We start from the raw sequence: 25,084 nt of genomic DNA, 5'->3' as shown, positions 1-25,084 counted from the left end.
AAACTCTGGCGATTCCTTGCTCATCTTTTATATAAAGAATTGCCTTTTCAAGCTGTGTAGAAGCTTTTTTGGTCCAAATTATTTGAGCCATTCTTTACTCTTTTTCTCTAAATCATCTTGAGAAATAACATTTCCTAACGCTTCATCATTCTCAGATTCATCGATATCAGCTAGGAGACTCAATTGCTCTATTACATCCTCTAAAGTGGATTCAGGAGTAAGCTGATCAGCTACCTGAATTAAATATTTTTTTAATGCGGCGGATTCCATAGTAAATCGTTTAGATCTAAATATAACAAAAAAAAGGCTGGAATAATCCAACCTCAAATTCTAATTTTCGAACCTAAATTCTAGAAGTTCACTTGGGCCTGTAACCTAAGCAAGCTACCCACTTGTCTATTATTGGGGTTCAAAGAATTTTCAAAGGTCCTGTCAGAAATGGTATACATTCCGACAAGTTCGAAATTTTTGTGAGGTTGCCATTCCACCCCGATTTCCAGTTCCTTCACTCTATGTCTAGTGGCATCCAATTCGTGTTTCTTACCACCCTGGTAAAAATGATATCGGGTGAAGGGTATAAATAGGTCCTTGCCTCTTTTCCAATAGTAGTTGGCCATCACATAGCCCCCTTCAAGTGGAGCATCTTCCACATCCATGGTCTCAGGATTAAACTCAGGGCCACGGCCTCGGTTATATTCTGCCTGGATACCGAAAGGCTGGGGATACATAACAAAGGACGCCCCATATCTATATTCCTTAAACTCGGTCTGATCTATATCTGTCACTTGGTTTCGTTGAATAACAAAATCTCCGGTGTAGCCTTGTAAAGAACCCTCTATAAATTGACCTGACTTAAGCTGAAAAGGATAAGTGAGTCTTGTTACCACGTGCATGTTGTCATTAAGTTCCGGCATGTTGGCTGTTTGGCCATTATATACACCGAAGCCAAACACTCCATAATCTCCAGAACCCTTCAGACCACTTGAGACCAAATAGTTGAACCTTTTTCTGATTTCAGATGGGGCATAATAGAACATCACCCCAATATCTCGCTCGTTCGCCACTGCTGAGTTTAAACCATCATGACGATCCAAGGGGATCCTGTTTTGGGAGCTTTGCAGGTTTTCAAATCCAAAAGGCACTTTAGACTGCCCGATTCTTAACCTGAACTCCTGCTTATCATCAAGGCCAAGGTCAAAATAGGCATCACGGATTTGGGCAAAATTATTCCCACCTGAAGCCAGGTCAGGCTGGATGTAGAAATAAACTTTCTCATGCACCTGTCCGTAGAAGATCAAACGGATCCGTCTGAAGAAGAAACCATTGGTGCCACCACCCCATGAGCGGTCACACTGGGCACACTGAAGATCCGGGTTTGTCTCCAAAAGCCCGTTATACCTCAATTGAGCATAACCTCGCATTTGAATGGATTCAAACCATTGCGTTTTTTTAACTTCTATTTTTTCCTCGCTTGTAGTTGTTGTATCCGACTGAATGTTCCTTGCAAAAACATTCGCGAATCCCATGACCAAGCCAATCATGAGCATTGCGATTTTTATCCGCATCCCTGAATAGGTTAAGTAAGAATAATTGTACAGCGACACAAAATTGAGAAGGCAATGTATACTAGTGATGAATTCCCGGTTAACAAAAAATTACGAAAGCAGACCGAGGGAGCACTAAGGCCAATAAAAAATTAACACTAGGAAAAGGTTTTTGACAGAAACCTGCCTGAAGGAACTTTTAAAGGGATTATTACATAATATTAGCTTAACATTAGCCGGCCCAGCCTTCCCGGTCCAAACTGCGATACTGGATGGCTTCAGCCAGATGTTCAACTTTTATCTGATCGCTTTCAGCAAGGTCGGCGATGGTTCTTGCAACTTTTAGGATCCGGTCATAAGCCCTGGCAGAAAGTCCCAACCTTTCCATCGCGGTTTTCAACAGGGCTCTACCCGCTTCATTGATCTGACAGACCTCTTTGACCATATGAGAGGGCATCATGGAGTTGCTATATACTTGAGGGTTGTCTTTAAACCTCTCTGTCTGCCTTTGCCTACCTATAATAACCCGGTCACGTATTGACTTGCTTGACTCAGCCTTTCTCATGGAGGTCATCTCCTCAAATTTAACTGGAGTTACCTCCACATGAAGATCAATCCTGTCCAACAGCGGCCCGCTGATTTTGTTGAGATAACGTTGCACTATCCCAGGTCCGCATACGCATTCCTTATCCGGATGGTTGTAATACCCACAGGGACATGGGTTCATACTGGCAACTAACATGAAATTGGCGGGAAAGTCGACGGAAATTTTTGCCCTTGATATGGTGACTTTCCTTTCCTCCAATGGCTGTCTTAAGACTTCCAGCACAGTTCTCTTAAATTCTGGCAATTCATCCAAGAAAAGAACCCCATTATGCGAAAGAGAAATCTCCCCAGGCTGAGGATTGCCACCGCCACCTACCAATGCCACATCGCTAATAGTATGGTGGGGTGAGCGAAAAGGTCTTTGGGCAATTAGGGAGGCATGCCTTTCAAGCTTCCCGGCAACTGAATGTATCTTAGTGGCCTCAAGTGCTTCCTGCAAGGTTAAGGGAGGTAAAATAGATGGCAACCTTTTGGCCAACATGGTTTTGCCTGCACCCGGAGGGCCTATCATGATGACATTATGTCCTCCTGCTGCAGCTATTTCCATAGCCCTTTTGATGTTATCCTGCCCCTGCACATCGGCAAAGTCAAATTCGTAGTTTTCCAGGGAATTATAAAAAATGTCACGGGTATCGGTTACCAGCGGAGTGATATCCACTGTCCCTTCCAGAAAACCTATGGCCTCCTGCAGATTACCCACACTGATCACATCAAGGTTATTCACAATGGAAGCTTCTGAAGCATTTTCAGAAGGAACAATGAATCCTTTATAACCTCTTTTTCTCGCCTCAATGGCAATGGGAAGTACTCCTTTTACTGGACGCAAATTGCCGTCAAGTGCGAGTTCTCCCATGATCACATAATCTCCCAAACTGGGAAAAGTAACCTGTTCGGAACTTTGCAAAATTCCCAAGGCAATGGGCAGGTCATAGCAGGAACCCTCCTTCCGAATATCAGCAGGAGCCAGATTGACAACCATCCGTTGTCGCGGCATCCTATAACCGTAATATTTTAAAGCCGATTCGACCCGCTGCTGGCTTTCTTTGACAGCCGAATCAGGCAGTCCGACCATATGAAAACCGGTCCCCTGTCCCACATTTACTTCAATAGTAATGGTTTTGGCATCGACGCCAGCTACTGCACTTCCGAAAGTTTTGGCTACCATAGTAAAAAGGATAAGCGTTTTAAAAAGTCAAAATAAGTGCTTTAAATCAAAAAAAGGAAACCCTCCTATAGGTTCCCTGATAATTTCACATGGGTTAAGATAAGGCTTATTTGAAGTTCTGTCTAGGTCGGATTTTTGATTGTTCTTTATCCTCATCGATCGTATCAATCTTCCTCTCCACCTTGCTGATTTTTACATCCTGCTCCATGTCGTACATCCTGGCTTTCAACTCGTTTTTTTCAAGCTCAAGCTTTCTGACGTCTTTCTGAAGTCCGTTGATAAACACATTGTCCAATAACCAGGAGACAATGTACAGTCCGGCACCCACGAGTAGCCAAATGACTATTGTTCCAGCTGTCAATTCCTGGATGTTGAAGGCGTTACGCATGCTGTCAAAAGCCAAAAAGAAAATTAAGGCAACAGCAAAATACAAGGCCACCAACAATTGAAATAAGGTATTAATCTGTTTCATAAAATTATCTTAAAGTATTCGTACCTAATATATCAAACAAATGGCAAGAAGGAAAGTTTTACAAGGAATATTTGCAGATTACAGGTAGTTTTTAGCATTTCATTTATAGAAATTGGTCACGCAAGCCAAAGTTGAGCCTTAAACCCATTTGCGTGTAACTTGTACTAAGCGTTGATTGACCTTCTATTTGTTGCTGGCGAAAAGTCTGGCTCAAGTCCAGAAACAAATTGTGTTTCCACATGTAGCTGGCCCGAAAAGTCCCCATGAGAATGTCATTACGCACCCCTTGACCAATGGTATGACCAAACAAACCAAGGTCCACGTTGGTAATGTTATGGTTCTTATTCACATCCCCGCCAAAGTTCACATCAGGACTTGGGTCACTCCCATGCAATTGATACATACCTGTAAAGTTTAAGAACAATCGATTGACTGGCTGATATCTTACTATCATTAGAGCCTCCCTAAAATTAGCCCCTCTGGGATGGGTGAGAGGTGTGCGGTAATTGGTGAAGGAGCCATATTCGAATTTCTCCTGATAAGTGTATGGCCTCACCTGATTGTACTCCATCTGAAAATCTAGGTTAGAGATTTTGAATGCATCCACGTATTTGTAGCCGATTTGGACTCCATGCTTATTTCTCCTGCTGTTTTCACCATCAATGCCGAAAAACTCTCCAAATACAAACTCATCCAAAGCAAATTGACCATATAGCTGCATAGAAGGATAGAAATTCCATTTAAAATCTGTGCCCAACATCACCTTGTCAGGAGTACCCAGCATGTGCTCCACCCACCGGTAGAAAATCACCGGATTAGCATAATTCCAATCCCATGTGTTGGCCATGATGGATTCAAATACGCCAATATTTAGCTTGTTGGCTATGTTGATCCCCAATCGATGGTGGGAAAACCATTTCTGTGGAAACCTGGCGTCGGTTGGTCTTCCTTGTCCATCATAAACTAAGTCAGCGGTCATCTGACCCCAAAGGTTTGTGAAATCAAGTTTCCATATCTTGGTATTGAGCTTGAAAAACATATACGGATTGGAGAAATCCGAAAGGATCAAAGAACGATTTCCTTCTCCCACAAAATTTCTATCATGCCCCACCTGCGCCTGTATGTGTTTGGTGACGTTAAAGCTCAAATGTCCTATGGCTGAAAAGTGGCTGAAACCGTTTTGCTCATAAAACTTCCAAAACCCCTCTCCCGGCACCGCCCCGTTGTTGCGGGTGTAGGCATCCATCCAAGTGGGGAACACCACCTCATTCATGGTCATAAAGGTGTAAAATCCAATGCGGCGATCGATGCTACCCCTTAACTCAATACCTCGCGTGTTAACAAAGCGAAAATCCTCCTGACCCCGCTCTACTCCACCCCCAAGACTAATCACGGGGTTGACGTGAATATCAAAATGCTCGTTCCTAAAATGGTAGAAATCCGAGGGCTTTCTGTAAAGTCCCCAAACTGGCTGCTGGCTTTCGGTGGTTGGAAGGCCGGAAAACTCCCAGCTGTCGTCCCTTAGATATTGTAAGTTGAATGCATCCACCTTCCCCCAAGATTCCTGGCCGACAGTCAGACTGTCTAGGTAATTGACCACCCTATCACGTCGATATGGTTTAAAACCGGTGTTGAAATCGGGACTGAATTCCCCGTTTTTGATTTCGTAGCGTTCAATAAGATGATATTTGTCCCGGTCGAAGGGTAGGTATGCGCTTTGGGCGGAAACAACATCAGAAATCAGTATCAAACCGATAAGGAAAAATAAAAACCTGTCCATAGTGCCTGCAAAGAAAATATTTCCATCAAGAAAAGTCATGAAATGTAAGTAAATTTCTTAATTTCACCACCCAATTGAAGCCACAAATCTTTTCTGATAAATAATTCATTGATAAACATTTGGACAGCTTTATAAAAAAGGATAACTTTGTGCCTCAATTTGAAAAAGAGCGATTTATAAATAGGTAATACAATGAAAAAAGACATTCATCCTAACTACAGAGACGTAGTATTTTACGATACGTCTAGCGAATATATGTTTTTGACTAAGTCTACTATCGAGACTAGCGAAACCATCACTTACGAAGACGGCAAAGAATACCCAGTTTACAAGATTGAAGTAAGCTCAAACTCTCACCCTTTTTACACTGGTAAGAAAATGCTATTGGATACAGCTGGTAGAGTTGAGAAATTCAACAGAAGATACAAAAAGCAGTAATTTGTTTAATTCCAGACTTAAAAGTCTCCTGGAACTTGTTTTCCGGGAGACTTTTTTATTTTTGTGCTTATGGAAAACATTATTTTATTTGATGACGCGGCCTACAGGGGCACTTTGTTACCTTTTACCTTCACTAGACCTATTGCTGACATCAGGGTGGGCATACTTACCATTGCCGAAAAGTGGGAAAAGCACCTCAATGCTACCACGGGCTTTATCACTCAGGACTATCTCCAAGAAAAATTCAGCCATAACCATAAACCAGCCATCATCATCAATGGCATACTCTGCCCCAATGAGGCGTTAATCTCAGCCATCAAAGGACTTGGTGCTAACCAAGCTTTATGGAAAGAGCAAACCTTGCTGGCTACTGCAGAACAGAATCCGTCAGAATTTCAAATAGAAACTGCCAAAAACAAAGAGCGTGTGGAGTTTGACGGGGAATTTACAGCCATTCACAAAACCTGGCACATTTTCCAACACAACGGCTCGGAGATAAAGAATGATTTTGAGTTGGTGACTAAAGGAAAAATATCCGCAGGCATCAACGACCCCCATACTGTCACCTACAATGAAGACAATATCTTTGTTGAGGAAGGTGCAAACATCAAGGCAGCCATATTAAATGCTGAGGACGGCCCGATTTATATCGGCAGAAATGCTGTGATCCAAGAAGGCGCCATCATCAAGGGGCCTTTTGCTCTATGCGAGCACTCTACAGTCAACATGGGAGCGAAAATGCGGGGCGACACTACCATCGGTCCTTACAGCAAAGTGGGCGGTGAGGTCTCCAACTCGGTGATCTTTGGCTTCAGCAACAAAGGCCATGATGGCTTTATGGGAAACAGTGTGTTGGGCGAATGGGTCAATCTTGGTGCGGACACCAACACCTCCAACCTTAAGAACAACTACGCAACTGTCAAATTGTGGGACTACACCCGCGGGGGCTTCAGCAATACAGGCCAGCAGTTTTGCGGGCTCATGATGGCTGACCACTCTAAATGCGGCATCAACACCATGTTTAATACCGGTACAGTAGTGGGCGTAGGGGCCAATATCTTCGGAGATGGCTTCCCCAGAAACTTTATTCCTTCATTTTCTTGGGGCGGAGCCGCAGGTTTTACCACTTTCCAGTTCCGCAAGTTTGAGGAAGTAGCGTCCAAGGTGATGGAAAGAAGAAAACTCGAGTTTGATGCCACAGAAAAGGCTATATTGCAGAAGGTTTTTGACCTGACCAAGGCCTATCGCATTTGGGACAAAGAAGCCTAGAAAGAACCTAATTCTCCGACATGTTATTTGCATCCATCCCCGGCTTGGACGAAACCAAGCAAAGGTTAATTACAGCAATCAAGAACAACCACTTGGCCCATGCCCTGTTGTTTCACGGACCAGAAGGTTCGCCCAACCTCAGCATGGCCCTGGCCTTGGCTACCTATGTCAATTGCGAAAACAGAGGAGAGGAGGATGCCTGTGGAGAATGCGGTTCCTGCCAGAAAATGGCCAAGCTTATCCATCCCGATGTGGGATTCACCTTCCCCGTGCCAGGAAACCTGATCAGTGATGGGGATGATGGCAATAAAAAGAAGGTGGACGTCATGTCACCTTGGAGAACTTTTGCGCTCAACCAGCCTTATGGCAACGTTCAGGACTGGAACTACCATAGCGCTTTTGAGAACAAGCAGCTCAACATTTCCAAAGCTGCTGCCAAGCAGATTATTAAAACTTTGTCCCTGAAGTCTTTTGAGGGAGGCTACAAAATCATGCTTATCTGGGCACCGGAATACATGCACGTGACGGCTGCTAATGCCATCCTAAAGATTTTGGAGGAACCGGCTGAGAAAACCCTTTTCCTTATGGTGACCAACCATCCTGAAAAGCTCTTAACCACCATCCTGTCAAGGACCCAAAAGATTTTAGTCAGGGCATTTCAGGATGATGAAATCAAAAAGCACCTCACTAATTCAGGAATAACCTCTTCTGAGGCTGCAGCGCAGATTGCGCCTTTGGCCGATGGGAGCATGAGGGAGGCTTATCTGCTTTCAGATCAGGTGGCTGATGCAAACACTTCCAAATTCCAAAGCTGGATGAGAAACTGTTTTACCGTGGACATCAACGAGATACTTACCCAATCCGATGCCTATGCAGCCTCTGATAAGGAAGCTCAGAAAGCTTTGATTTTGACTGGGCTAAACGTATTGCGAGAAAGCTTGTTGAAAAGAAGTCAGTTGGATGATTTGATGAGGACAGCACCATCTGACCAGGATTTTATCGAAAATTTTTCATTGAAAGCCATGACAGAAAATAAAATCATGGCCATCTATCAACTTTTGAATGATGCACATTATCATTTGGAAAGAAATGCCAGTCCCAAAATATTGATGACTGACCTTTCCTTTTCAATTGCAAAGGTGCTACGAAACAAAAACCTATGAAACAAAAAAGAATCATTGGGAGACGAGAAAAGATAACCTTGCCCAAATGGGGGCTCAACCTGATTTCTGCAAAAGTAGACACCGGTGCCTACACCAGCAGCATCCACTGCGAATATGCAGAGGAGAAAACAATCAAAGGTGAAAAAGTACTGGAATTCAGATTATTACCCTCTACCCACATTAAATATACCGGAGAAACTTTCCAGACAACCAATTACACCCAAAAGAAAGTAAAAAACTCTTTTGGACAAGCCGAGATAAGGTATAAAATCATCACAAAAGTGCTTATGTTTGGCGAAGAATTTGAAGCTGAATTCACCCTATCCGACCGGTCCAAAATGCGAAACGCCATCCTAATCGGGAGAAAAACCCTTAAAGGCCGGTTTTTGGTAGATGTGGACCAGGTCAACCTTTCTCATCATTTCAAAAAAACAACCCGATGAAAGTCGCCATACTATCTAGAAATAGCCACCTTTACTCCACAAAGCGCTTACACCAAGCCATCATAGCAGCAGGGCATGAAGCAATTATTGTGGACCACTCCCTTTGCGACCTTGTCATCGAGCAGGAAGGGCCCTCCATTATTTACAAAGGGGAAAAACTGCAAGGCATTGATGCCATTATTCCCCGTATCGGTGCTTCCGTGACCTTTTATGGTACGGCGGTAGTCCGCCAATTCGAACTGATGGGAGTCTTTTCGGCGGTGGAATCTCAAGCCATTGTCCGTAGCCGCGACAAACTGAGAAGCTTACAGATACTTTCCAAAGCAGGTTTGGGCATGCCAAAAACTGCTTTCACCAACTTTTCCAAAGGGGGAGAAAAACAACTCATTGAACACGTGGGCGGTGCTCCTCTCATCATCAAGTTGCTAGAGGGGACACAAGGTCTTGGAGTAGTATTGGCAGAAACCAAAAAAGCGGGTCAATCCGTAATCGAGGCTTTCCACGGTCTTAAGGCCAGGATCATCGTGCAGGAATTCATCAAGGAAGCAAAAGGTGCCGATATCCGTGCTTTTGTGGTGAATGGCAAAGTAGTGGGTGCCATGAAGCGTCAAGGCGCCGAGGGTGAATTCCGCTCAAACCTCCACAGAGGCGGGAAGGCCGAAATAATTAAATTATCCAAAACAGAAAGACTGGCTGCTTTGGGAGCCGCGAAAGCTCTAGGACTAGATATTGCCGGTGTAGACATGCTCCAGTCCGATAGAGGTCCCCTTATCCTTGAGGTAAACAGCTCTCCAGGTTTGGAAGGCATAGAAAAGGCCACCGGTATCAACATCGCCGGGAAAATCGTGGAATATATCGAGGACTCGGTGGGTAAAAAGAACTTTAAACGGAAAATCAAAGAATAATGCGAGCCGTAAAAATCGGAACCAGAGGAAGCAAGCTGGCCTTATATCAAGCCTATCACATTGCCGACTTACTGAAAAACACAGGCCTTGAAAGCGAAATCGTGATCATCGATACCAAGGGCGATCAGATTTTGGATGTATCCATTGCCAAGATTGGGAGTAAGGGAGTATTTACCGAGGAGCTGGAAGACCAGCTTAACAGTGGAGCTATCGATATCGCTGTGCACAGCGCCAAGGATATGCAGTCCTCTTTACCGGAAGGATTTGAAATAATAGCTTTCACCGAAAGGGAAAAAGTAAATGATATAATCCTCAGCCACAGAGCTGACATTGACTACAAGGACAGCACCAAACCGCTTCTCTTGGGCACTAGCTCCACAAGAAGAGTAGCCACCTTGAAGCATTATTATCCACACATCAAAACTGTGGAAGTAAGGGGAAATTTACAAACCCGAATCGCCAAGATGGAATCAGGGGTTTGTGATGCTTTATTGCTGGCTTATGCCGGAGCACATAGAATGGAGTATGACCATTTGATCCGTCACGAGCTTTCCCTTGACGAATTCACTCCTGCAGTTGGACAGGGCAGCATTGCAGTGGAAGCTGCGGCTACTCTGGATAAGGAAATCCGGGAGAAAATCATTTTGGCCTGCCACCATGAAGAGACGGGCTATCGACTAAATGCCGAAAGAAGCTATCTCCGAGTACTGGAGGGTGGCTGTAGCATTCCGGTATATGCACTTGCAGAAATTGAGGGTGATGAGGTAGCCTTAAAAGGTGGAATCGTAAGCCTAGATGGTCAGCAAAGAATCATCCATCATGTGAAAGGCCCACAGAGTGAAGCGGAAAAGCTTGGTAGAGAATTGGCCGACTTAGTACTCAATTCGGGAGGAGACCGTATCCTTCGGGAAATAAAGGCTGAAATCAATAAATAATGAAAAAAAATCTACTCTATTTGGTCTTGATGGGCCTTTTTGCGGCTTCTTGCGCTACTGAAAAGGATTACCTAGTGACCATTGAAACCCGACATGGTAACATGTACGCGGTTTTGTTTGACGACACCCCCCAACACAAGGAAAACTTTATTTCCCTAGCTGAAAACAATAGATATGACTCTACCGAGTTTCATAGAATCATCAAGAATTTCATGATTCAAGGTGGAGATGTATTTGGCAAGGAGGAATTGCCGGAGGATGAATGGTACACCATTCCTGCCGAAATTCACAAGCATCGCATTCACTCCAAGGGAATGATTGCAGCAGCCAGACAAGGCGACAATATTAATCCAGAAAGAAGGTCGAGCGGCACACAGTTTTACATTGTGCAGGGGAGAGTTTACGACCAACTTGAACTCACCACCGACATGAAACGCCTTCAGGAAAGCTTCATGCGCTACACCCAACTTGAAAGCAACCGCAACCTTCGGGAGCAGTATACCCAATTGTATGAATTTGGGGACTTCAATGGCATCAATAAACTCATGCTTTCTCATAAAGAGGAAATGGAAAGGTTTTATAACACAAATCTGGACAAAAAACTATCCTCCCAACAGATCGAAAAGTATACAACTGTAGGAGGAACGCCACATTTGGATGATGCCTATACAGTATTTGGAAGAGTGGTGGAAGGTCTAGAAGTTTTAGACAAGATCGCAGAAGAACCCACTGGACCTGCTGACAAACCTCGGGAACCGGTTTTCATGACAGTAAAAGTCGAGAAGGTTTCCAAGGAGCGGATTACTAGAGACTATGGGTTTGAATACATCGACTAAGAAAGTCCTGGTAACAGGCGCAAATGGGCTATTGGGACAAAAACTGATAGCCCTTTTGCTTACCAAACAATATCAGGTACTAGCTACGGGCAGAGGTGAAAGCAGACTACCACAGGACTGGGAATGTTCTTATCACCAAATGGATGTCACAGATAAAGCACATGTGACAGAAGTATTTGAAATGTTCCAACCCGAGGTGGTGGTCCATGCTGCAGCAATGACTCAAGCTGACCAATGTGAGGAAAAGCAAGAGATTTGCCATTTGCAGAACGTGATAGGTACAAAAAACATCGTGGAGACCTGTAAAAAACTGGGTGCTCATCTTATCTTCATTTCGACAGACTTTGTATTTGATGGGGAGAGTGGCCCTTACACAGAGGAGGATAATCCTAATCCTGTCAATTATTATGGTCAGACCAAATTGGAGGGAGAATACCTCGTGAAGGAAGCCGGACTTGACCTTTGGGCTATAGTGAGGACCGTACTTGTATATGGTACCATGCACCGAGGCAGCAGATCCAATATTATCTTGTGGGTTAAGGAAAATCTCGAGGCCCAAAAGCATATCAAAGTGGTATCGGACCAGTGGCGATCTCCTACATTGGTTGAAGACTTAGCTCAAGGCATTGAATCCATAATGCATAAAAAAGCCACTGGAATTTTCAACATTTGTGGCCCAGACTTCCTGACACCTTATGATATGGCCTTGGCTACTGCAGATTATTTCGGATTGGATAAAGGCTATATGGAAAAAGTCAGCGGTGATACTTTTACACAAGCGGCAAAGCGGCCTTCAAAAACTGGATTAATCTTAGAAAAGGCCCAAAAAGTATTGGATTTTAGGCCGAAAAGTTTTGCAGAAGGAATTGGTATTTTAGCAAAACAACTTAAATTAGCCAATTCTTAAAAATCAACAATTTTAAAATAATACAAATTTTATAAACATTTATGGCAACGAGTACGGATACTCAAGGTAGGGGCCAATGGGGCTCCAGTTTTGGATTTATTATGGCGGCAGCCGGATCAGCAGTTGGGCTGGGCAATATCTGGAGGTTTCCCTACATTACAGGTGAGAATGGTGGGGGAGCCTTTGTTTTTATGTATATTATTTGCGTGGTGCTTATCGGTTTACCCTTATTGCTCAACGAAATTGCATTAGGTAGAAAATCAGGTAAAAATCCAGTCGGAGCAATCCGATCCACAGGAGGCAACAAATTCTGGCAAGCATCCGGAGCCCTTTGTATCTTGGTTTGTTTTTGCGTACTCAGCTACTATTCTGTAATAGCTGGTTGGACTATTGGTTACATCTTTACTGAGTTGGTCAATATCCCAGTCAACTTTGAGGAATTTCAGGACACCCCGATGTACGTAGTTCCTCTTTGTTTTTTATTCCTTTTGATGACAATTGGTATTGTGTTGGGTGGTATTTCTGGTGGTATCGAGAAAGCTGCAAAATTCCTTATGCCGGTTCTTTTCCTTATCATCCTTTTCATTGCGGGTCGTGCGGTTACATTGCCAGGCGCAAGCGAAGGTATCAGCTATTATTTATCTCCTGACTTCTCCAAAATCAATGGTGAAGTAGTTCTTGCCGCTCTTGGACAAGCCTTCTTCTCTATGTCTGTAGGATGGGGTCTTATGATTACTTACGGTTCTTATTTGCCAAAAAACAACAACGTAATCCAGTCCTCTGGATGGATTGCCGGTATGGACAGTGGTGTTGCTCTTTTGGGCGGATTGATGATTTTCCCAGCCTTGTTTGCTCTTCTTCCAGGTAAAGATCCTGCAGCAGGACCTGCACTGGTTTTCGAAGTACTTCCAGCAGTATTTGACGCCATGCCAGGAGGAAACTTCATTGGAGCCCTATTCTTCCTTTTGCTTTTGGTAGCAGCCCTTACATCCAGTATTTCCATGCTTGAGGTACCTGTTTCCTATTTCATTGACGAAAAGAAATGGTCAAGAAAGAAAGCTACTTGGACTATTGGTATCGCTGCTATGGCCTTGTCCATTCCTTCAGCCCTTTCCTCAATTGAAGGTAATTTCTTCAATGAAATGACGGTTAATTTCTTCGGCATTATCAAATCCGGATTCTTTGACATGATGGATTTCTTCTTTGGAACCTTAGCCGTGGTAGTTATCTGCTTGATGCTTGCACTTTACACCGGTTGGGCTCAGAAGATTGAAGTTTACGCTAACGAACTAGCATTGGGATCTCCAATATTTCAAGGCTTCGCCAGAAAGGCCTGGATATTCTTTATCAGAATCATCTGTCCTGTAGTTATTCTACTTGTTTTATTGAACATGGTAGGCCTATTAGGAGAACCGGGAGAAGGCGGTTGATCCATTTTAAAAAAACTAATAAAAAAGGGAACTGGACAACTGGTTCCCTTTTTTTGTATCTTCCGCTACCATTTATAATTAGAAATTCCTTTTTTAACATTTACGGTTTGATTCTTTTAAACTTTCAAGCACTCTTTTTGCTTTATTTCAAAATGGAAACTGATCCAGTAGACTCATCTATGGACTTGAACCAACTACACTTTATTATTAGACCATTAAAAACTTTACATCATGAAAAAGTTACTAATTGCAGCATTTTGCCTTTTCTTTGCGGCCAGCGCACAGGCACAGGATTTTTCCATAGGGCCAAAAGTCGGTGTAAGCCAAGGAAACATTAGCGTAAACGGAGACGGATATTCTTCAGGTTCCAATAGATTGGGGTACCACCTTGGTGGTTTTGTGAGGCTTGGGGGCCGGTCTTTCTTTGTTCAACCGGAAGTTTTATATACCAACACCGGTGGAGAAATTGAGCAAACTTCTGGTACAGGAGCTCCCGTAAGCTATGAGGCTACTTTCAACAGACTTGATATACCGGTGATGCTAGGTTTGAAATTCGGAAATGCTTTCCGTATCCAAGCAGGTCCGGTTGCTTCTTTCCTCTTGAGCTCAAGCTTCGATGGCAACGGGGTAGAGTATAATAACAATACGATCGGTTATCAGGCAGGTATAGGTTTGGATATCGCCAACATTATCCTTGACTTGAAGTATGAAGGCCCATTGGGCAATACAAGTGACAGTGTGGCAGGTTTCCCAACCGACCAGCGCATGAACCAGCTGATACTCTCTTTGGGTATCAGGTTGTTTTAAAATGAAAATATATTAAGCCTTCCCTAACCGGAAGGCTTTTTTTATGTATTGATTGATGAAAAACCCTATTTTTGGGTATGCTTTCCAAAAAGACCAAATATGCGCTCCACGCCCTTACCCATTTAGGGCAGAAGGAAGAGAGGACCCCTGTCCAAATACAGGAAATTTCTGAAGCCTATGGCATCTCGCACAAATTCCTGGAAAACATCCTTCTAGAACTGAAAAAAGCCGGAATATTGGGAAGCAAAAAAGGCAAGGGAGGAGGATATTACCTTATCAAAGAACCAAAAGAAATTTCCCTTTCCAAGATCATCCGATTACTTGATGGCCCTATCGCACTGGTCCCTTGCGCCAGCCTTAATTACTATGAATCATGCGTGGAATGTCAAGATGAGGCTACATGTGGGATTCACAGAGTAATGATTAAGGTAAGGGACGAAATGCTTAAAACCCTGGACAACAAAAATTTAGAAGACATTTTAAAAGAATAAGCAATTTTTTTCTCTACTTACCCTACTTTTTTTATAGGTTTTATATACTTTTGTCTCTCCACCTAGACATTGACCTATGATTTTGGACCAGCCAATTAAAAAATGGTTTGTTGATACCACCGGCCAAGACAGCAACATTAAAAGTTTTGTGAAGTCTGTCTCCTGGCGGACAGTCGGAACGATTGACACCATTGTCATTTCTTACTTTGTCACCGGCCAAATCAAAATGGCACTTTCGATAGGCTCAGTGGAAGTAGTAAGTAAAATCCTGCTTTATTATTTCCACGAAAGGGCATGGGAGAAGATAACCAAGGTGAAAGTAAAAGCATAACCACAACATTCAAAGCTAAAGGAATATGAAAAGCACTGTAGAAAAACTCAATACCGCCCTTAGCAATCTTTCCCCATGGGATGGACTACGGGAGGTAGCTACCCTTTTTCCTCAAGGAGTAGTCTTTTCAACTTCCCTTGGGCAAGAAGACCAGGTGCTTACACAAATAATTGCCACAGGCGGCCTTCATGTCCATATTTTCACCTTGGACACGGGGAGGTTGTTTCCTGAGACGCTGGACCTGCTGGCCCGAACAGAGGCTAAATATGGAAAAAGGATCCAGATTTTCTATCCAGAAAGTACAGACGTGGAAAGTTTAGTGGCAGCACAGGGTATAAACGGATTCTACGATTCCCCGGCAAACAGAAAATCCTGTTGTAATATCAGAAAAGTTGCCCCTTTAAAGCGGGCACTAAAAAGCCAGAAGGTTTGGGTCACAGGCCTGAGGGCTAACCAAAACCAGAACAGGAGCCAAATGAACAAGGTCGAGTGGGATGAAGGCAACCAGATCATCAAGTACAACCCTTTACTTGACTGGTCTTTTGAGGAGGTACTGACCTATATTGAAACACATAAAATTCCATATAACCCTTTGCACGACAAAGGCTTCATCAGCATAGGCTGCGCTCCCTGTACCAGAGCCATTGGCCCAGATGAAGATCCCAGGGCCGGAAGATGGTGGTGGGAGAGTTCCAGTAAAGAATGTGGATTACACACTAAATGATTTTGAACATGAGCAATATTTTGATACCAAACCCCAAAGAAGCAGAATCCATTCATATCATCAGAGAGGTAGCCGCACAGTTTGAAAGACCGGTGCTGCTGTTTTCGGGAGGAAAAGATTCCATCACCTTGGTGAGGTTAGCTCAAAAAGCTTTTTATCCGGCAAGGATCCCTTTCCCTCTTTTGCATGTGGACACAGACCATAATTTTCCTGAAACCATTGTATTTCGGGACCAGCTGGTAGAAGAACTGGGCCTTGAACTTATAGTAAGAAAAGTCCAGGACAGTATTGACCAGGGAAAAGTCCGGGAGGAGAAAGGCAAATATTCCAGTCGGAACACCCTGCAGACCACTACCCTGCTGGATGCTATTGAGGAATTCAAGTTTGACGCTTGTATTGGTGGCGCCAGAAGAGACGAGGAAAAGGCAAGGGCAAAGGAGAGGATTTTCTCCGTAAGGGATGATTTCGGCCAATGGGACGAAAAAAACCAGCGTCCCGAACTCTTTGACATGCTCAACGGCAGGATTCACCAAGGCCAGAATGTGCGGGTCTTCCCCATTTCCAACTGGACGGAACTTGACGTATGGGAATATATCAAAACGGAGAACATCAGGATTCCCTCCCTCTATTTCGCACATAAAAGGGAAGTGTTCTTCCGTGACGGCATGATCTGGACGGCCAATGAGCACGTGTATAGGGAACCGCATGAGGAAGTACTTGAGGAAACGGTCAGGTTCAGGACGGTAGGGGACATGACCTGCACGGCAGCAGTCCTCTCCACTGCTGACACCCTGGATTCGGTGGTAGAGGAAATCAAATCCTCCACCATTTCGGAACGCGGAGCAAGGATCGATGACAAACGATCGGAGGCAGCCATGGAAAACCGAAAGAAGGTCGGTTATTTCTAACCCCCCTCCTCTCAAATTAAAGCCTATCATTCAAATTGAACTCACTATGTCTGACAATAGAAAACTCATCAAAATAGCAACCGCGGGATCTGTGGACGATGGAAAAAGCACCTTGATCGGTAGGCTGCTCTACGACACCCGCTCCCTGACCAATGACAAGCTTGAGGCAATCGAAAGAAATTCAAAGCAAAAAGGATTTGATTACCTGGACTTCTCCTTGGCCACCGACGGCCTGGTGGCCGAAAGGGAACAGGGCATCACCATCGATGTGGCCCATATATATTTCTCCACAGAGAACACCAATTATATCATAGCAGACACACCCGGCCATGTGGAGTACACCCGTAACATGGTAACCGGAGCAAGCACCTCCCAGGTAGCCATTATTCTTGTGGATGCCAGAAAAGGGGTGATCGAGCAAACTTACAGACACTTCTTCATCAACAACCTTCTTCGGGTCAATCATGTCGTGGTAGCCATCAATAAAATGGACCTGGTGGATTTTGACGAGGACACTTACCTCAAGATCAAAGGTGATTTTGAAGCCTTGATCGAGAAAAGCAATTACAACTTCGAGCAGGTGACCTTTATTCCTGTAAGCGCACTGAAGGGGGACAACATTGCCGGCAAGTCAGAAAACATGCCTTGGTATTTAGGCAACACCTTATTGGATCACCTGGAGGTACTGGAGCCTCAGGATTTGGTGGAAAATACAGCCGCAAGATTTGCAGTCCAGTATGTAATAAGGCCCAAAACTGATAAGTACCATGATTTCAGGGGCTTTTCCGGAAAATTACAAGGAGGCCCTTTGGCGGTGGGCGATGAGGTGACGGTATTGCCCTCATTTACCAAAACCAGCATTAAATCCATACACTTCTTTGACCAGACCTATGAAGTTGCCCAGCCGGGGAGCTCCGTCACCATTACACTGGAAAATGAAGTCAATGTGAGCAGAGGGGACATGCTGGTAAAATCAACAGAATTGCCCCGCTCGGAAAAGGAACTGTCCGCAATCCTCTGCCAAGTGAACCAAACTCCCTTACAGGTAGGCAGCAAGCTTATCCTCCAACATGGCGTCAATAGCGTCCTTGCAAAAGTTCAGAGCATCGAACATCTCATCCAAACGGATTTCAGTGGTGAAATTCCTGCCGAAAGGCTTCAGCTGAACGACATTGGAAAAGTGAATTTTAAATTGAGCAAACCCATCCATTATGATCCTTACACGGAAAACAGGGACAACGGGAGCTTTATCCTCATCGATGAAGGCAGTCTGGACACCGTAAGTGTAGGATTCATTCAATAAAAGAGGGTAGGAATCCACCCTCTTTTTATTAATAACAACCTATTAAACCACCACCATCATGGAAAGCTTTAGAACCGAACTGGAGAACCCTCTAGTTCAAAAAGATATTATTGAATTAGAAAAAAAGATAGCCCTCTTCAGAAACGGGGCCATAGATGAGGAAAAGTTCCGAAGCCTTCGACTGGCCCGGGGAATCTACGGTCAGCGCCAGCCCGGCGTGCAGATGATCAGGATCAAGCTTCCATACGGCATGGCCACCTCCGAGCAGTTGAAGCGGATAGCTGATGTGGCTGACAAATATTCTACCGGCCGCCTCCACATCACCACCCGCCAGGACATACAGATCCATTATGTAAGCCTGGACAGAACACCTGAACTTTGGGCTGAACTAGAGCAGGATGATGTCTCCATCCGTGAGGCCTGCGGCAATACCGTCAGAAATGTCACCGCCTCTGAAAAAGCCGGCGTGGATCCAAATGAGCCTTTTGACGTGACCCCATATGCAGATGCCACTTTCAAATATTTCCTGAGAAACCCCATTTGTCAGGAAATGGGAAGAAAGTTCAAAATGGCTTTTTCATCAAGTGATGAGGATACGGCCTTGAGCTATCTGCATGACCTTGGTTTTATCCCAAAAATCAAATCGATCAACGGTGTCGAAACAAGAGGTTTCAAAGTGCTTTTGGGAGGAGGACTGGGTTCCCAACCTAGACATGCTGATGAAATCACTGATTTCCTGGAGGCAGATCAGCTGATCCCATTCATCGAAGGAGTACTGAGGGTTTTTGACCGGCATGGTGAAAGAGCCAAGAGAATGAAGGCCCGGATGAAATATCTGGTCAAGGATCTGGGGATAGAAGCCTTTCTGGGTTTGGTAAAGGAAGAACAGAAAGCCTTGCCTTTTCAGGTCTATCCAATTGATTTTGCCTCCTATGAAGCGTCCCGGACTTTGCCTTCCCCTGCCATTCCTGCAGTGAAAGAAAAGCTTGACCTTGCCTTTGAAAAATGGAAATTGACCAACGTCCTTCCTCAAAAGCAGGAAGGTTATGTCAGCATCGGAATCAAAGTAAAACTTGGAGATTTCTACACAGATAAGGCAAGACTGTTGGCGGATCTGGTAAAAACCTATGCCAACAATGAGCTTCGGTTCACTTTGAGGCAGAATATTCTCATCAGAGATGTCAAAGAGGAACTGATCCCATATTTCTACCAAGAGCTGAAAAAATTAGGTTTTGTGGCCCATGGCTACAATTCATTTGGAGATATCACCGCTTGCCCAGGTACCGACACCTGTAATCTCGGCATTGCCAGCAGTACGGGAATCTCTACCGTGCTGGAGGACCTGATCTTGGAAGAATACCCGCAATACCTTTCCAACCAGGATCTGACGATCAAAATTTCCGGATGCATGAATGCCTGTGGCCAACACAACATGGCCTCGATTGGCTTTCAGGGTATGTCCATTAAAGTGGGAAAATCCGTGGTTCCTGCCCTTCAGGTATTGCTGGGCGGACGTGTTTTAGGTGACGGGAAAGGTGTATTTGCCGATAAGGTGATCAAGATCCCGAGCAAAAGAGGCCCTCAGGCGCTTAGGGTATTGCTGAATGATTTTGAGGCAAACGGCAATGGCTTTGCCTTCCCTGACTATTACGACCACCAGGGTCAGAAGTATTTCTACGACATACTTAAGGATCTCTCCTCCACCGACGACATACAGGAGTCGGACTTCGTGGACTGGGGCAATGACCAGCCGTATGTCAAGGAAGTGGGTGTCGGTGAATGTGCCGGAGTGGTCATAGACTTGGTCGCCACCTTGTTGCTTGAGGCTAGGGAAAAACTGGCCAATGCCGAGGAAGCCTTGGAAGAGCAGAGATGGGCTGACAGCATTTACCACTCTTATACCGGGATGATCAATGCGGCCAAGGCCTTATTGTTGTCAGTTGGCGAAAGCACAAATTCTTATGCAAATATCATTTCCATATTTGAGGAAGCTTTCACCGAAACTTCCAAATTGGACTTGGGGAATTCTTTCAGCAGCATCGTATACCAGATGAAGGACAATGAGCCTTCCCCAGAATTTGCCAAGCAATATTTCAATGCTGCCTTAGAGGTGTTTGGATCTATAAATGAGTACAGAAGAGAGGAGGTAGTAAATGAGAAATAACATCAATCCAAAAGTAACATTGGTTGGCGCAGGACCGGGGGACCCAGAACTGATCACTTGGAAAGGAATCTTGGCCCTCAGCAAAGCTGATGTGGTATTATACGACGCATTGGTGGATAAAAGTCTCTTGAACCATGCTCCAAAGTCAGCCTTGAAAGTTTATGTAGGCAAAAGGAATAAGGTTAAGGGCAATCCCCAGGAGGAGACCAACCACCTCTGTGTTTACCACGCAAAAAAACACGGGCACGTGGTTCGCTTAAAAGGCGGGGATCCATTTGTCTTTGGAAGAGGGGCAGAGGAGGTGGATTATATCCAAAGCTTTGGAGTGGCCACTGAAGTCATACCGGGAATCACCTCCAGTGTGGCCGTGCCTGCAGCTGCGGGCATACCGGTCACCAAAAGGGGCGTTTCGGAAAGTTTCTGGGTCATCACCGGCACCACCTCTGCTGGCAAATTGTCCCGCGACGTTGAACTGGCTGCCCAGTCAACTGCTACAGTAGTCGTGCTAATGGGAATGGGCAAATTGCCTGAAATCGTCCAGCTCTTTAAAATGGCCGATCGCGCCTCCACTCCTATCGCCGTCATCCAAAGCGGTACCACCAAGGAGGAAAAGATTGTGGCTGGAAACATTGAGGACATTGAAGAAAAGGCGACCCTTGCCGGAGTAGGAACACCTGCAATTATCATCATCGGCGAGGTTGTAAGAGAAAGTCCAAGGCTGATGGATGTGTACAGGGAGGCTGTTTATATTAACCACTACTAATATCAAAACCATGAACGAGTTATATCCCATATTCCTCAAGGTCAACCAGCTGAACGTGCTGCTGGTAGGCGCCGGAAAAGTAGGGCTGGAAAAGCTCACTTTCCTGCTAAAATCCAGTCCAAACGCACATGTTACCGTGGTAGCAAAGGAAATCAGCGAGGAGGTAAGGCAGCTGGCCAAAGGGAAGTCCCATGTCACGCTTATTGTGGATGCCTACCAAACCAAGTATCTCGGAGGCAAGCATATTGTGATCGCTGCCACCGACGTGACCGAAACCAACCATGAGATTTATCATGATGCCAAGGAAAGGTATTTGTTGGTCAATGTGGCGGATACACCGGCCTATTGCGATTTTTACCTCGGCGGCATCGTGACCAAAGGAAACGTCAAAATCGCCATCAGTACCAATGGTAAATCACCCACTACGGCAAAGCGGCTACGGCAGCTGCTAGAGGAGGTGATCCCTGAGGACATCGATGACTTGGTCAATAACCTCAACGAGTACAGAAAAACTTTAAAGGGTGACTTTGAGGAAAAAGTTGAACTGATGAACAAGATCACCGAGACTTTGGTCAGGAGCAGAAATTAACCTTACTACAAATAAAAATTAACCGCAAAGAAATAAAGAAGCGTAAAGGTTTATGAAAACTCCATCACTTTGCGATTCTTGTTGTCTTTGCGGTTATCTCTCATCAGGCTATCCTACTTCAGCTCCTTCATAGTCACAACCGGTACATCCTTGCGGTTGAGGTCTTTCAGAGGATTTTGTTCCCCTTTATAGGCGTATCCCTCCTCAGTGAGCTCCCACAGCAATGGGGCAAGGTTGAGCACCGTGGCTTTGCAGCCCTGCATGATGGCTCCCATATTTCCAGTGCCTTTACTCAGTGCGGCTTCATTTTCAATTTCAAACGGCCCGCTGAAGTTTTTGGCTTTTAAAGTATTGATAAATTTTCTCCAGTCCATATTATCCCCAACCCCAAATCCAGGTAAGGTTGCCTCATAATGATGTCTGTCCCATTCATGTTGACTGGTCGGCACTCCGGCTTTCTTCGCCAACTCTCCCTCTACCAAATGCATTGGATACATATTTCCCCAAAAAGGACTGTTGCCGTTTCTTGTGGACTTTACATGGATCCGTTTAAGTCGGCCCATATCCGTATGCTCGATTACCTCTGTAGGATCCACATGTTGCCACACATCATGCGATGGATCATAAATCTCACCATGTGCTTTACTCGGGATCAATTCATACATCAGTTTCCTTGCGGCAAGTACTCCTGGTAGATTGTTATAGGTACTGGAAAATCCTGCTGACCGCCATCCTTCCATTGGGCAGTTTTCATACAAAATGGTTACTCCTAGATCCTCGGCATATTTGATGATGGGTTCAAAAACCTTCTTGTATTCTTCCAGATTTTTTTGAAAACCTCTTTCCTGAACCCCCAGCTCATGATTATATCCTACAAATGTCCCCACCTTTATATCGTTTTCATCCCCTCCCATGAGGTGGGCCATACGGATAAGCCTAAGGAGGTGGTTTTGATTGTTTATTTTTTGCTGCTCATCTCCGCCGATAAGGTTATCAAAAGCACCCAGCGACATCCTAAGCTGATTCCTATTAAATTTTTCAATCATTTCCTTAGCCGTATCGGGAGAAAAATTCTCATAATCCATATGAGTGGCCACGAAATCATCACGTGTGCCGTCTTTTCTAAAAACACACACGTCCAGTCCCTGTACGCCAGCTTCCTTGGCTTTCTCGATGGTCTGATCAAGGTCCAGTTGATCAAATGCTGAGGTCATAATCCAAATCGGATTGTTCATAGGTCAATTCTTTTAAGGTTTGAAAGTAATAGGTTAAAGATAAAAAATTAAGGCATGCTTTCCTTCTGCCGATTGATTTTTCAGATAGGGATTCGCCATTCCAAAATCTAGGGCTTTTTAAAAGGACAGGAAAAATGCGTATCTTGTAGTTACACAAATCCATTTTTAAAAATGAAAAGCACACTCTATACATTAATATTATCTGCTGCCCTTTCAACTTCCCTATTTTCCTGTTCGGAGAATAATGGCAATGAAACCGGCGAGCCGCTGTCCCCTACCAACGTGGTCAATTCCGAAACGCTCAACTTCAGTGTTGACACTTTATATTCAGATCTTGAAAACCCCTGGGGAATGGTTTGGCTTGAGGATGGCAGAATGTTGGTAACAGAGAGAAGCGGGGAAATACTCATCTTTGAAAATGATGGGTACACTGGCGAACAAGTCCAGGGAATGCCGGATGTGTATGCCAGAGGACAAGGAGGCTTGATGGACATTCAGAAAAAGGATGATTGGCTGTATATAGCCTATGCCAAGCCTACCCAAGGCGGTGGCGCCACCACTATCATGAGGGCGAGATTGGATGGAAATAATTTGGTAGACCAGGAAGAACTTATCCAAACAACTCCAGCAACAGACTCTGGAGTCCACTTCGGATGCAGAATCGTTTTTGACAATGAAGACTACCTATATTTCAGTTCTGGCGAGCGCGGCACTAAGCCTAATGCCCAGGACCTGACGAACTCGCACGGAAAAATCCACCGTATAAACCTTGACGGAAGTATCCCGGATGACAATCCTTTTGTAAACGAGCCAAATGCGGTGAAGTCAATCTGGACTTATGGAAACCGAAACCCTCAGGGAATGATCTATGATGCAGAAAACAACAGAATCTGGGCACATGAGCATGGACCAAAAGGTGGTGATGAATTGAACCTTATCGAAAAAGGGAAAAATTACGGCTGGCCTTTAGTGACCCATGGGATTGATTATGACGGGAGCGTAATCTCTGAGGAAACTGAGAAAGAAGGGGTAACTCCACCGGTTCATTACTGGGACCCATCCATCGCTCCATGTGGCATGGTGCAAGTCACCAGTGACCGCTATGGCGCTTGGAAAGGCAACTTGCTCATAGGCGCCTTAGCTCATCAGCACGTCGCTAGAGTTGAGCTAGATGGTACTGAGTATGCTGGGGAAGAAAAGCTTCTGCAAGACATCGGCCGTGTCAGACATGTAGCTCAAAGTCCTGATGGATACATTTACGTAGTCACCGAAGGAACGGGACTTATGGTCAAGTTAATTCCTGAAGAATAGAACAAAAAAAAGAGGTAGCCGATCGCTACCTCTTTTTTTATGACTTAATAATTTATTTAAAAAACATATCGGACAGAAAGCGCAAATCCATCTGCCCATAATCTCTGGTAACCTATCACGTCAAAGGCAGGTTTCCAGTCAAAAGATAAGTTAAGTGGAATTTCTACAAAAGTATATTCCAATCCCAAAATACCATCTATACCCACTACGGTATATGATCTGTCTGGATCTCCCCAGCCACGGTACCTTCTATCTGCGGCATTAAAAAACCCTACGTGGGCACCAGCGCCATAATACCATCTCAAACCACGAGCTTCAGGGATGTTGCGGTGAACCTCCAAAAGACCTGTCAGCATCATGCCTCTCCATCTGCTGTGGATCAAACCTTCAAAAGCGACATCATTGGAAAGAAAATGCTTAATGGTCACCCCAGCACTGTTTCCCGCTCTCAAACCTATGCCGGTATTGTAATCTTGAGCTTTTACCTCGGTGCCTAAACACATTCCTGCGAAAAGCAGGGCGACAATCATTATTTTTTTAAACATATAAGTAGTAAAATTTAACA

At 44.6% G+C, this 25,084-nt stretch carries 26 protein-coding genes; 19 read left to right on the top strand and 7 right to left on the bottom strand.

Features of this window, described 5'->3' with window-relative positions; genetic code table 11:
- Positions 1 to 78: 78 nt before the first annotated feature.
- From FPL27_RS02640 to FPL27_RS02620, 5 genes are all read right to left on the bottom strand, one after another.
- Positions 79 to 270, bottom strand: a complete 192-nt coding sequence (locus FPL27_RS02640) for a hypothetical protein (RefSeq protein ID WP_143959623.1) — start codon at positions 268 to 270, stop codon at positions 79 to 81.
- An 80-nt stretch (positions 271 to 350) separates the two neighbouring features.
- Positions 351 to 1,565, bottom strand: a complete 1,215-nt coding sequence (locus FPL27_RS02635; RefSeq protein WP_143959622.1) for a porin — start codon at positions 1,563 to 1,565, stop codon at positions 351 to 353.
- 211 nt (positions 1,566 to 1,776) lie between these two features.
- Complete coding sequence (locus FPL27_RS02630; RefSeq protein WP_143959621.1) at positions 1,777 to 3,315, bottom strand: YifB family Mg chelatase-like AAA ATPase; 1,539 nt, start codon at positions 3,313 to 3,315, stop codon at positions 1,777 to 1,779.
- Between the two features lie 106 nt (positions 3,316 to 3,421).
- Positions 3,422 to 3,787 carry a hypothetical protein gene (locus tag FPL27_RS02625; RefSeq protein ID WP_143959620.1) on the bottom strand — a complete coding sequence of 122 codons (366 nt, stop codon included), beginning with the start codon at positions 3,785 to 3,787 and terminating at the stop codon, positions 3,422 to 3,424.
- A gap of 103 nt (positions 3,788 to 3,890) precedes the next feature.
- Complete coding sequence (locus FPL27_RS02620; RefSeq protein WP_394348486.1) at positions 3,891 to 5,606, bottom strand: hypothetical protein; 1,716 nt, start codon at positions 5,604 to 5,606, stop codon at positions 3,891 to 3,893.
- A gap of 153 nt (positions 5,607 to 5,759) precedes the next feature.
- On the opposite strand from FPL27_RS02620, the gene FPL27_RS02615 reads away from it, so the two are divergent.
- From FPL27_RS02615 to FPL27_RS02530, 18 genes are all read left to right on the top strand, one after another.
- The gene (locus FPL27_RS02615) at positions 5,760 to 6,005 is read left to right on the top strand and encodes a type B 50S ribosomal protein L31 (protein WP_143959619.1); all 246 of its coding nucleotides are present in this window, start codon (positions 5,760 to 5,762) and stop codon (positions 6,003 to 6,005) included.
- A gap of 69 nt (positions 6,006 to 6,074) precedes the next feature.
- Positions 6,075 to 7,274, top strand: a complete 1,200-nt coding sequence (locus tag FPL27_RS02610) for a GlmU family protein (RefSeq protein WP_143959618.1) — start codon at positions 6,075 to 6,077, stop codon at positions 7,272 to 7,274.
- Positions 7,275 to 7,294: 20 nt separating this feature from the next.
- Complete coding sequence (locus tag FPL27_RS02605; RefSeq protein WP_143959617.1) at positions 7,295 to 8,437, top strand: DNA polymerase III subunit; 1,143 nt, start codon at positions 7,295 to 7,297, stop codon at positions 8,435 to 8,437.
- Positions 8,434 to 8,880 carry an ATP-dependent zinc protease family protein gene (locus tag FPL27_RS02600; RefSeq protein ID WP_143959616.1) on the top strand — a complete coding sequence of 149 codons (447 nt, stop codon included), beginning with the start codon at positions 8,434 to 8,436 and terminating at the stop codon, positions 8,878 to 8,880. The genes FPL27_RS02605 and FPL27_RS02600 overlap by 4 nt, the downstream gene beginning before the upstream one ends.
- Positions 8,877 to 9,785: a 30S ribosomal protein S6--L-glutamate ligase gene (gene rimK, locus FPL27_RS02595; protein WP_143959615.1), complete on the top strand. Its 909-nt coding sequence runs from the start codon at positions 8,877 to 8,879 to the stop codon at positions 9,783 to 9,785. Before FPL27_RS02600 ends, rimK begins: the two co-directional genes overlap by 4 nt.
- Positions 9,785 to 10,720: a hydroxymethylbilane synthase gene (hemC, locus tag FPL27_RS02590; RefSeq protein ID WP_185974279.1), complete on the top strand. Its 936-nt coding sequence runs from the start codon at positions 9,785 to 9,787 to the stop codon at positions 10,718 to 10,720. Before rimK ends, hemC begins: the two co-directional genes overlap by 1 nt.
- Positions 10,720 to 11,556: a peptidylprolyl isomerase gene (locus FPL27_RS02585; protein WP_143959613.1), complete on the top strand. Its 837-nt coding sequence runs from the start codon at positions 10,720 to 10,722 to the stop codon at positions 11,554 to 11,556. Before hemC ends, FPL27_RS02585 begins: the two co-directional genes overlap by 1 nt.
- The gene (locus FPL27_RS02580) at positions 11,534 to 12,463 is read left to right on the top strand and encodes an SDR family oxidoreductase (protein ID WP_143959612.1); all 930 of its coding nucleotides are present in this window, start codon (positions 11,534 to 11,536) and stop codon (positions 12,461 to 12,463) included. Before FPL27_RS02585 ends, FPL27_RS02580 begins: the two co-directional genes overlap by 23 nt.
- A gap of 41 nt (positions 12,464 to 12,504) precedes the next feature.
- Entirely contained in the window at positions 12,505 to 13,893 is a 1,389-nt protein-coding gene (locus FPL27_RS02575; protein ID WP_143959611.1) for a sodium-dependent transporter, read from the top strand.
- 231 nt (positions 13,894 to 14,124) lie between these two features.
- Positions 14,125 to 14,700, top strand: coding sequence for a porin family protein (locus FPL27_RS02570; RefSeq protein WP_143959610.1), 576 nt, complete (start codon positions 14,125 to 14,127; stop codon positions 14,698 to 14,700).
- Positions 14,701 to 14,777: 77 nt separating this feature from the next.
- Positions 14,778 to 15,191: an RrF2 family transcriptional regulator gene (locus FPL27_RS02565; RefSeq protein WP_143959609.1), complete on the top strand. Its 414-nt coding sequence runs from the start codon at positions 14,778 to 14,780 to the stop codon at positions 15,189 to 15,191.
- A 76-nt stretch (positions 15,192 to 15,267) separates the two neighbouring features.
- Positions 15,268 to 15,522: a DUF2061 domain-containing protein gene (locus tag FPL27_RS02560; RefSeq protein ID WP_143959608.1), complete on the top strand. Its 255-nt coding sequence runs from the start codon at positions 15,268 to 15,270 to the stop codon at positions 15,520 to 15,522.
- Between the two features lie 25 nt (positions 15,523 to 15,547).
- Positions 15,548 to 16,246 carry a phosphoadenylyl-sulfate reductase gene (locus FPL27_RS02555; RefSeq protein ID WP_143959607.1) on the top strand — a complete coding sequence of 233 codons (699 nt, stop codon included), beginning with the start codon at positions 15,548 to 15,550 and terminating at the stop codon, positions 16,244 to 16,246.
- Positions 16,247 to 16,254: 8 nt separating this feature from the next.
- Positions 16,255 to 17,154 (top strand): sulfate adenylyltransferase subunit CysD, encoded by a 900-nt coding sequence (gene cysD / locus FPL27_RS02550; RefSeq protein ID WP_143959606.1) that lies wholly within the window; start codon positions 16,255 to 16,257, stop codon positions 17,152 to 17,154.
- A gap of 46 nt (positions 17,155 to 17,200) precedes the next feature.
- The gene (locus FPL27_RS02545) at positions 17,201 to 18,457 is read left to right on the top strand and encodes a sulfate adenylyltransferase subunit 1 (protein ID WP_143959605.1); all 1,257 of its coding nucleotides are present in this window, start codon (positions 17,201 to 17,203) and stop codon (positions 18,455 to 18,457) included.
- 58 nt (positions 18,458 to 18,515) lie between these two features.
- Positions 18,516 to 20,621 (top strand): HEPN domain-containing protein, encoded by a 2,106-nt coding sequence (locus tag FPL27_RS02540; protein WP_143959604.1) that lies wholly within the window; start codon positions 18,516 to 18,518, stop codon positions 20,619 to 20,621.
- A complete protein-coding gene (gene cobA / locus FPL27_RS02535) occupies positions 20,611 to 21,384 on the top strand; it encodes a uroporphyrinogen-III C-methyltransferase (protein WP_143959603.1) in 774 nt (257 codons plus the stop codon). Before FPL27_RS02540 ends, cobA begins: the two co-directional genes overlap by 11 nt.
- Before the next feature lie 10 nt (positions 21,385 to 21,394).
- Positions 21,395 to 21,973, top strand: coding sequence for a precorrin-2 dehydrogenase/sirohydrochlorin ferrochelatase family protein (locus FPL27_RS02530; protein ID WP_143959602.1), 579 nt, complete (start codon positions 21,395 to 21,397; stop codon positions 21,971 to 21,973).
- A 113-nt stretch (positions 21,974 to 22,086) separates the two neighbouring features.
- On the opposite strand, the gene FPL27_RS02525 is transcribed toward FPL27_RS02530, so the two are convergent.
- Positions 22,087 to 23,208 carry a sugar phosphate isomerase/epimerase family protein gene (locus FPL27_RS02525; RefSeq protein ID WP_143959601.1) on the bottom strand — a complete coding sequence of 374 codons (1,122 nt, stop codon included), beginning with the start codon at positions 23,206 to 23,208 and terminating at the stop codon, positions 22,087 to 22,089.
- Positions 23,209 to 23,379: 171 nt separating this feature from the next.
- Between FPL27_RS02525 and FPL27_RS02520 the strand changes: the two genes are divergently transcribed.
- Positions 23,380 to 24,519, top strand: coding sequence for a PQQ-dependent sugar dehydrogenase (locus FPL27_RS02520; RefSeq protein WP_143959600.1), 1,140 nt, complete (start codon positions 23,380 to 23,382; stop codon positions 24,517 to 24,519).
- Between the two features lie 56 nt (positions 24,520 to 24,575).
- Here the strand turns inward: FPL27_RS02520 and FPL27_RS02515 are convergent, their stop codons facing one another.
- Positions 24,576 to 25,064: a hypothetical protein gene (locus FPL27_RS02515; RefSeq protein WP_143959599.1), complete on the bottom strand. Its 489-nt coding sequence runs from the start codon at positions 25,062 to 25,064 to the stop codon at positions 24,576 to 24,578.
- Positions 25,065 to 25,084 lie beyond the last annotated feature (20 nt).

Origin of the sequence: Litoribacter populi (assembly GCF_007483685.1) — a bacterium.
Lineage (GTDB): Bacteria > Bacteroidota > Bacteroidia > Cytophagales > Cyclobacteriaceae > Litoribacter > Litoribacter populi.
This window is presented reverse-complemented; position numbering and strand designations above follow the sequence as displayed.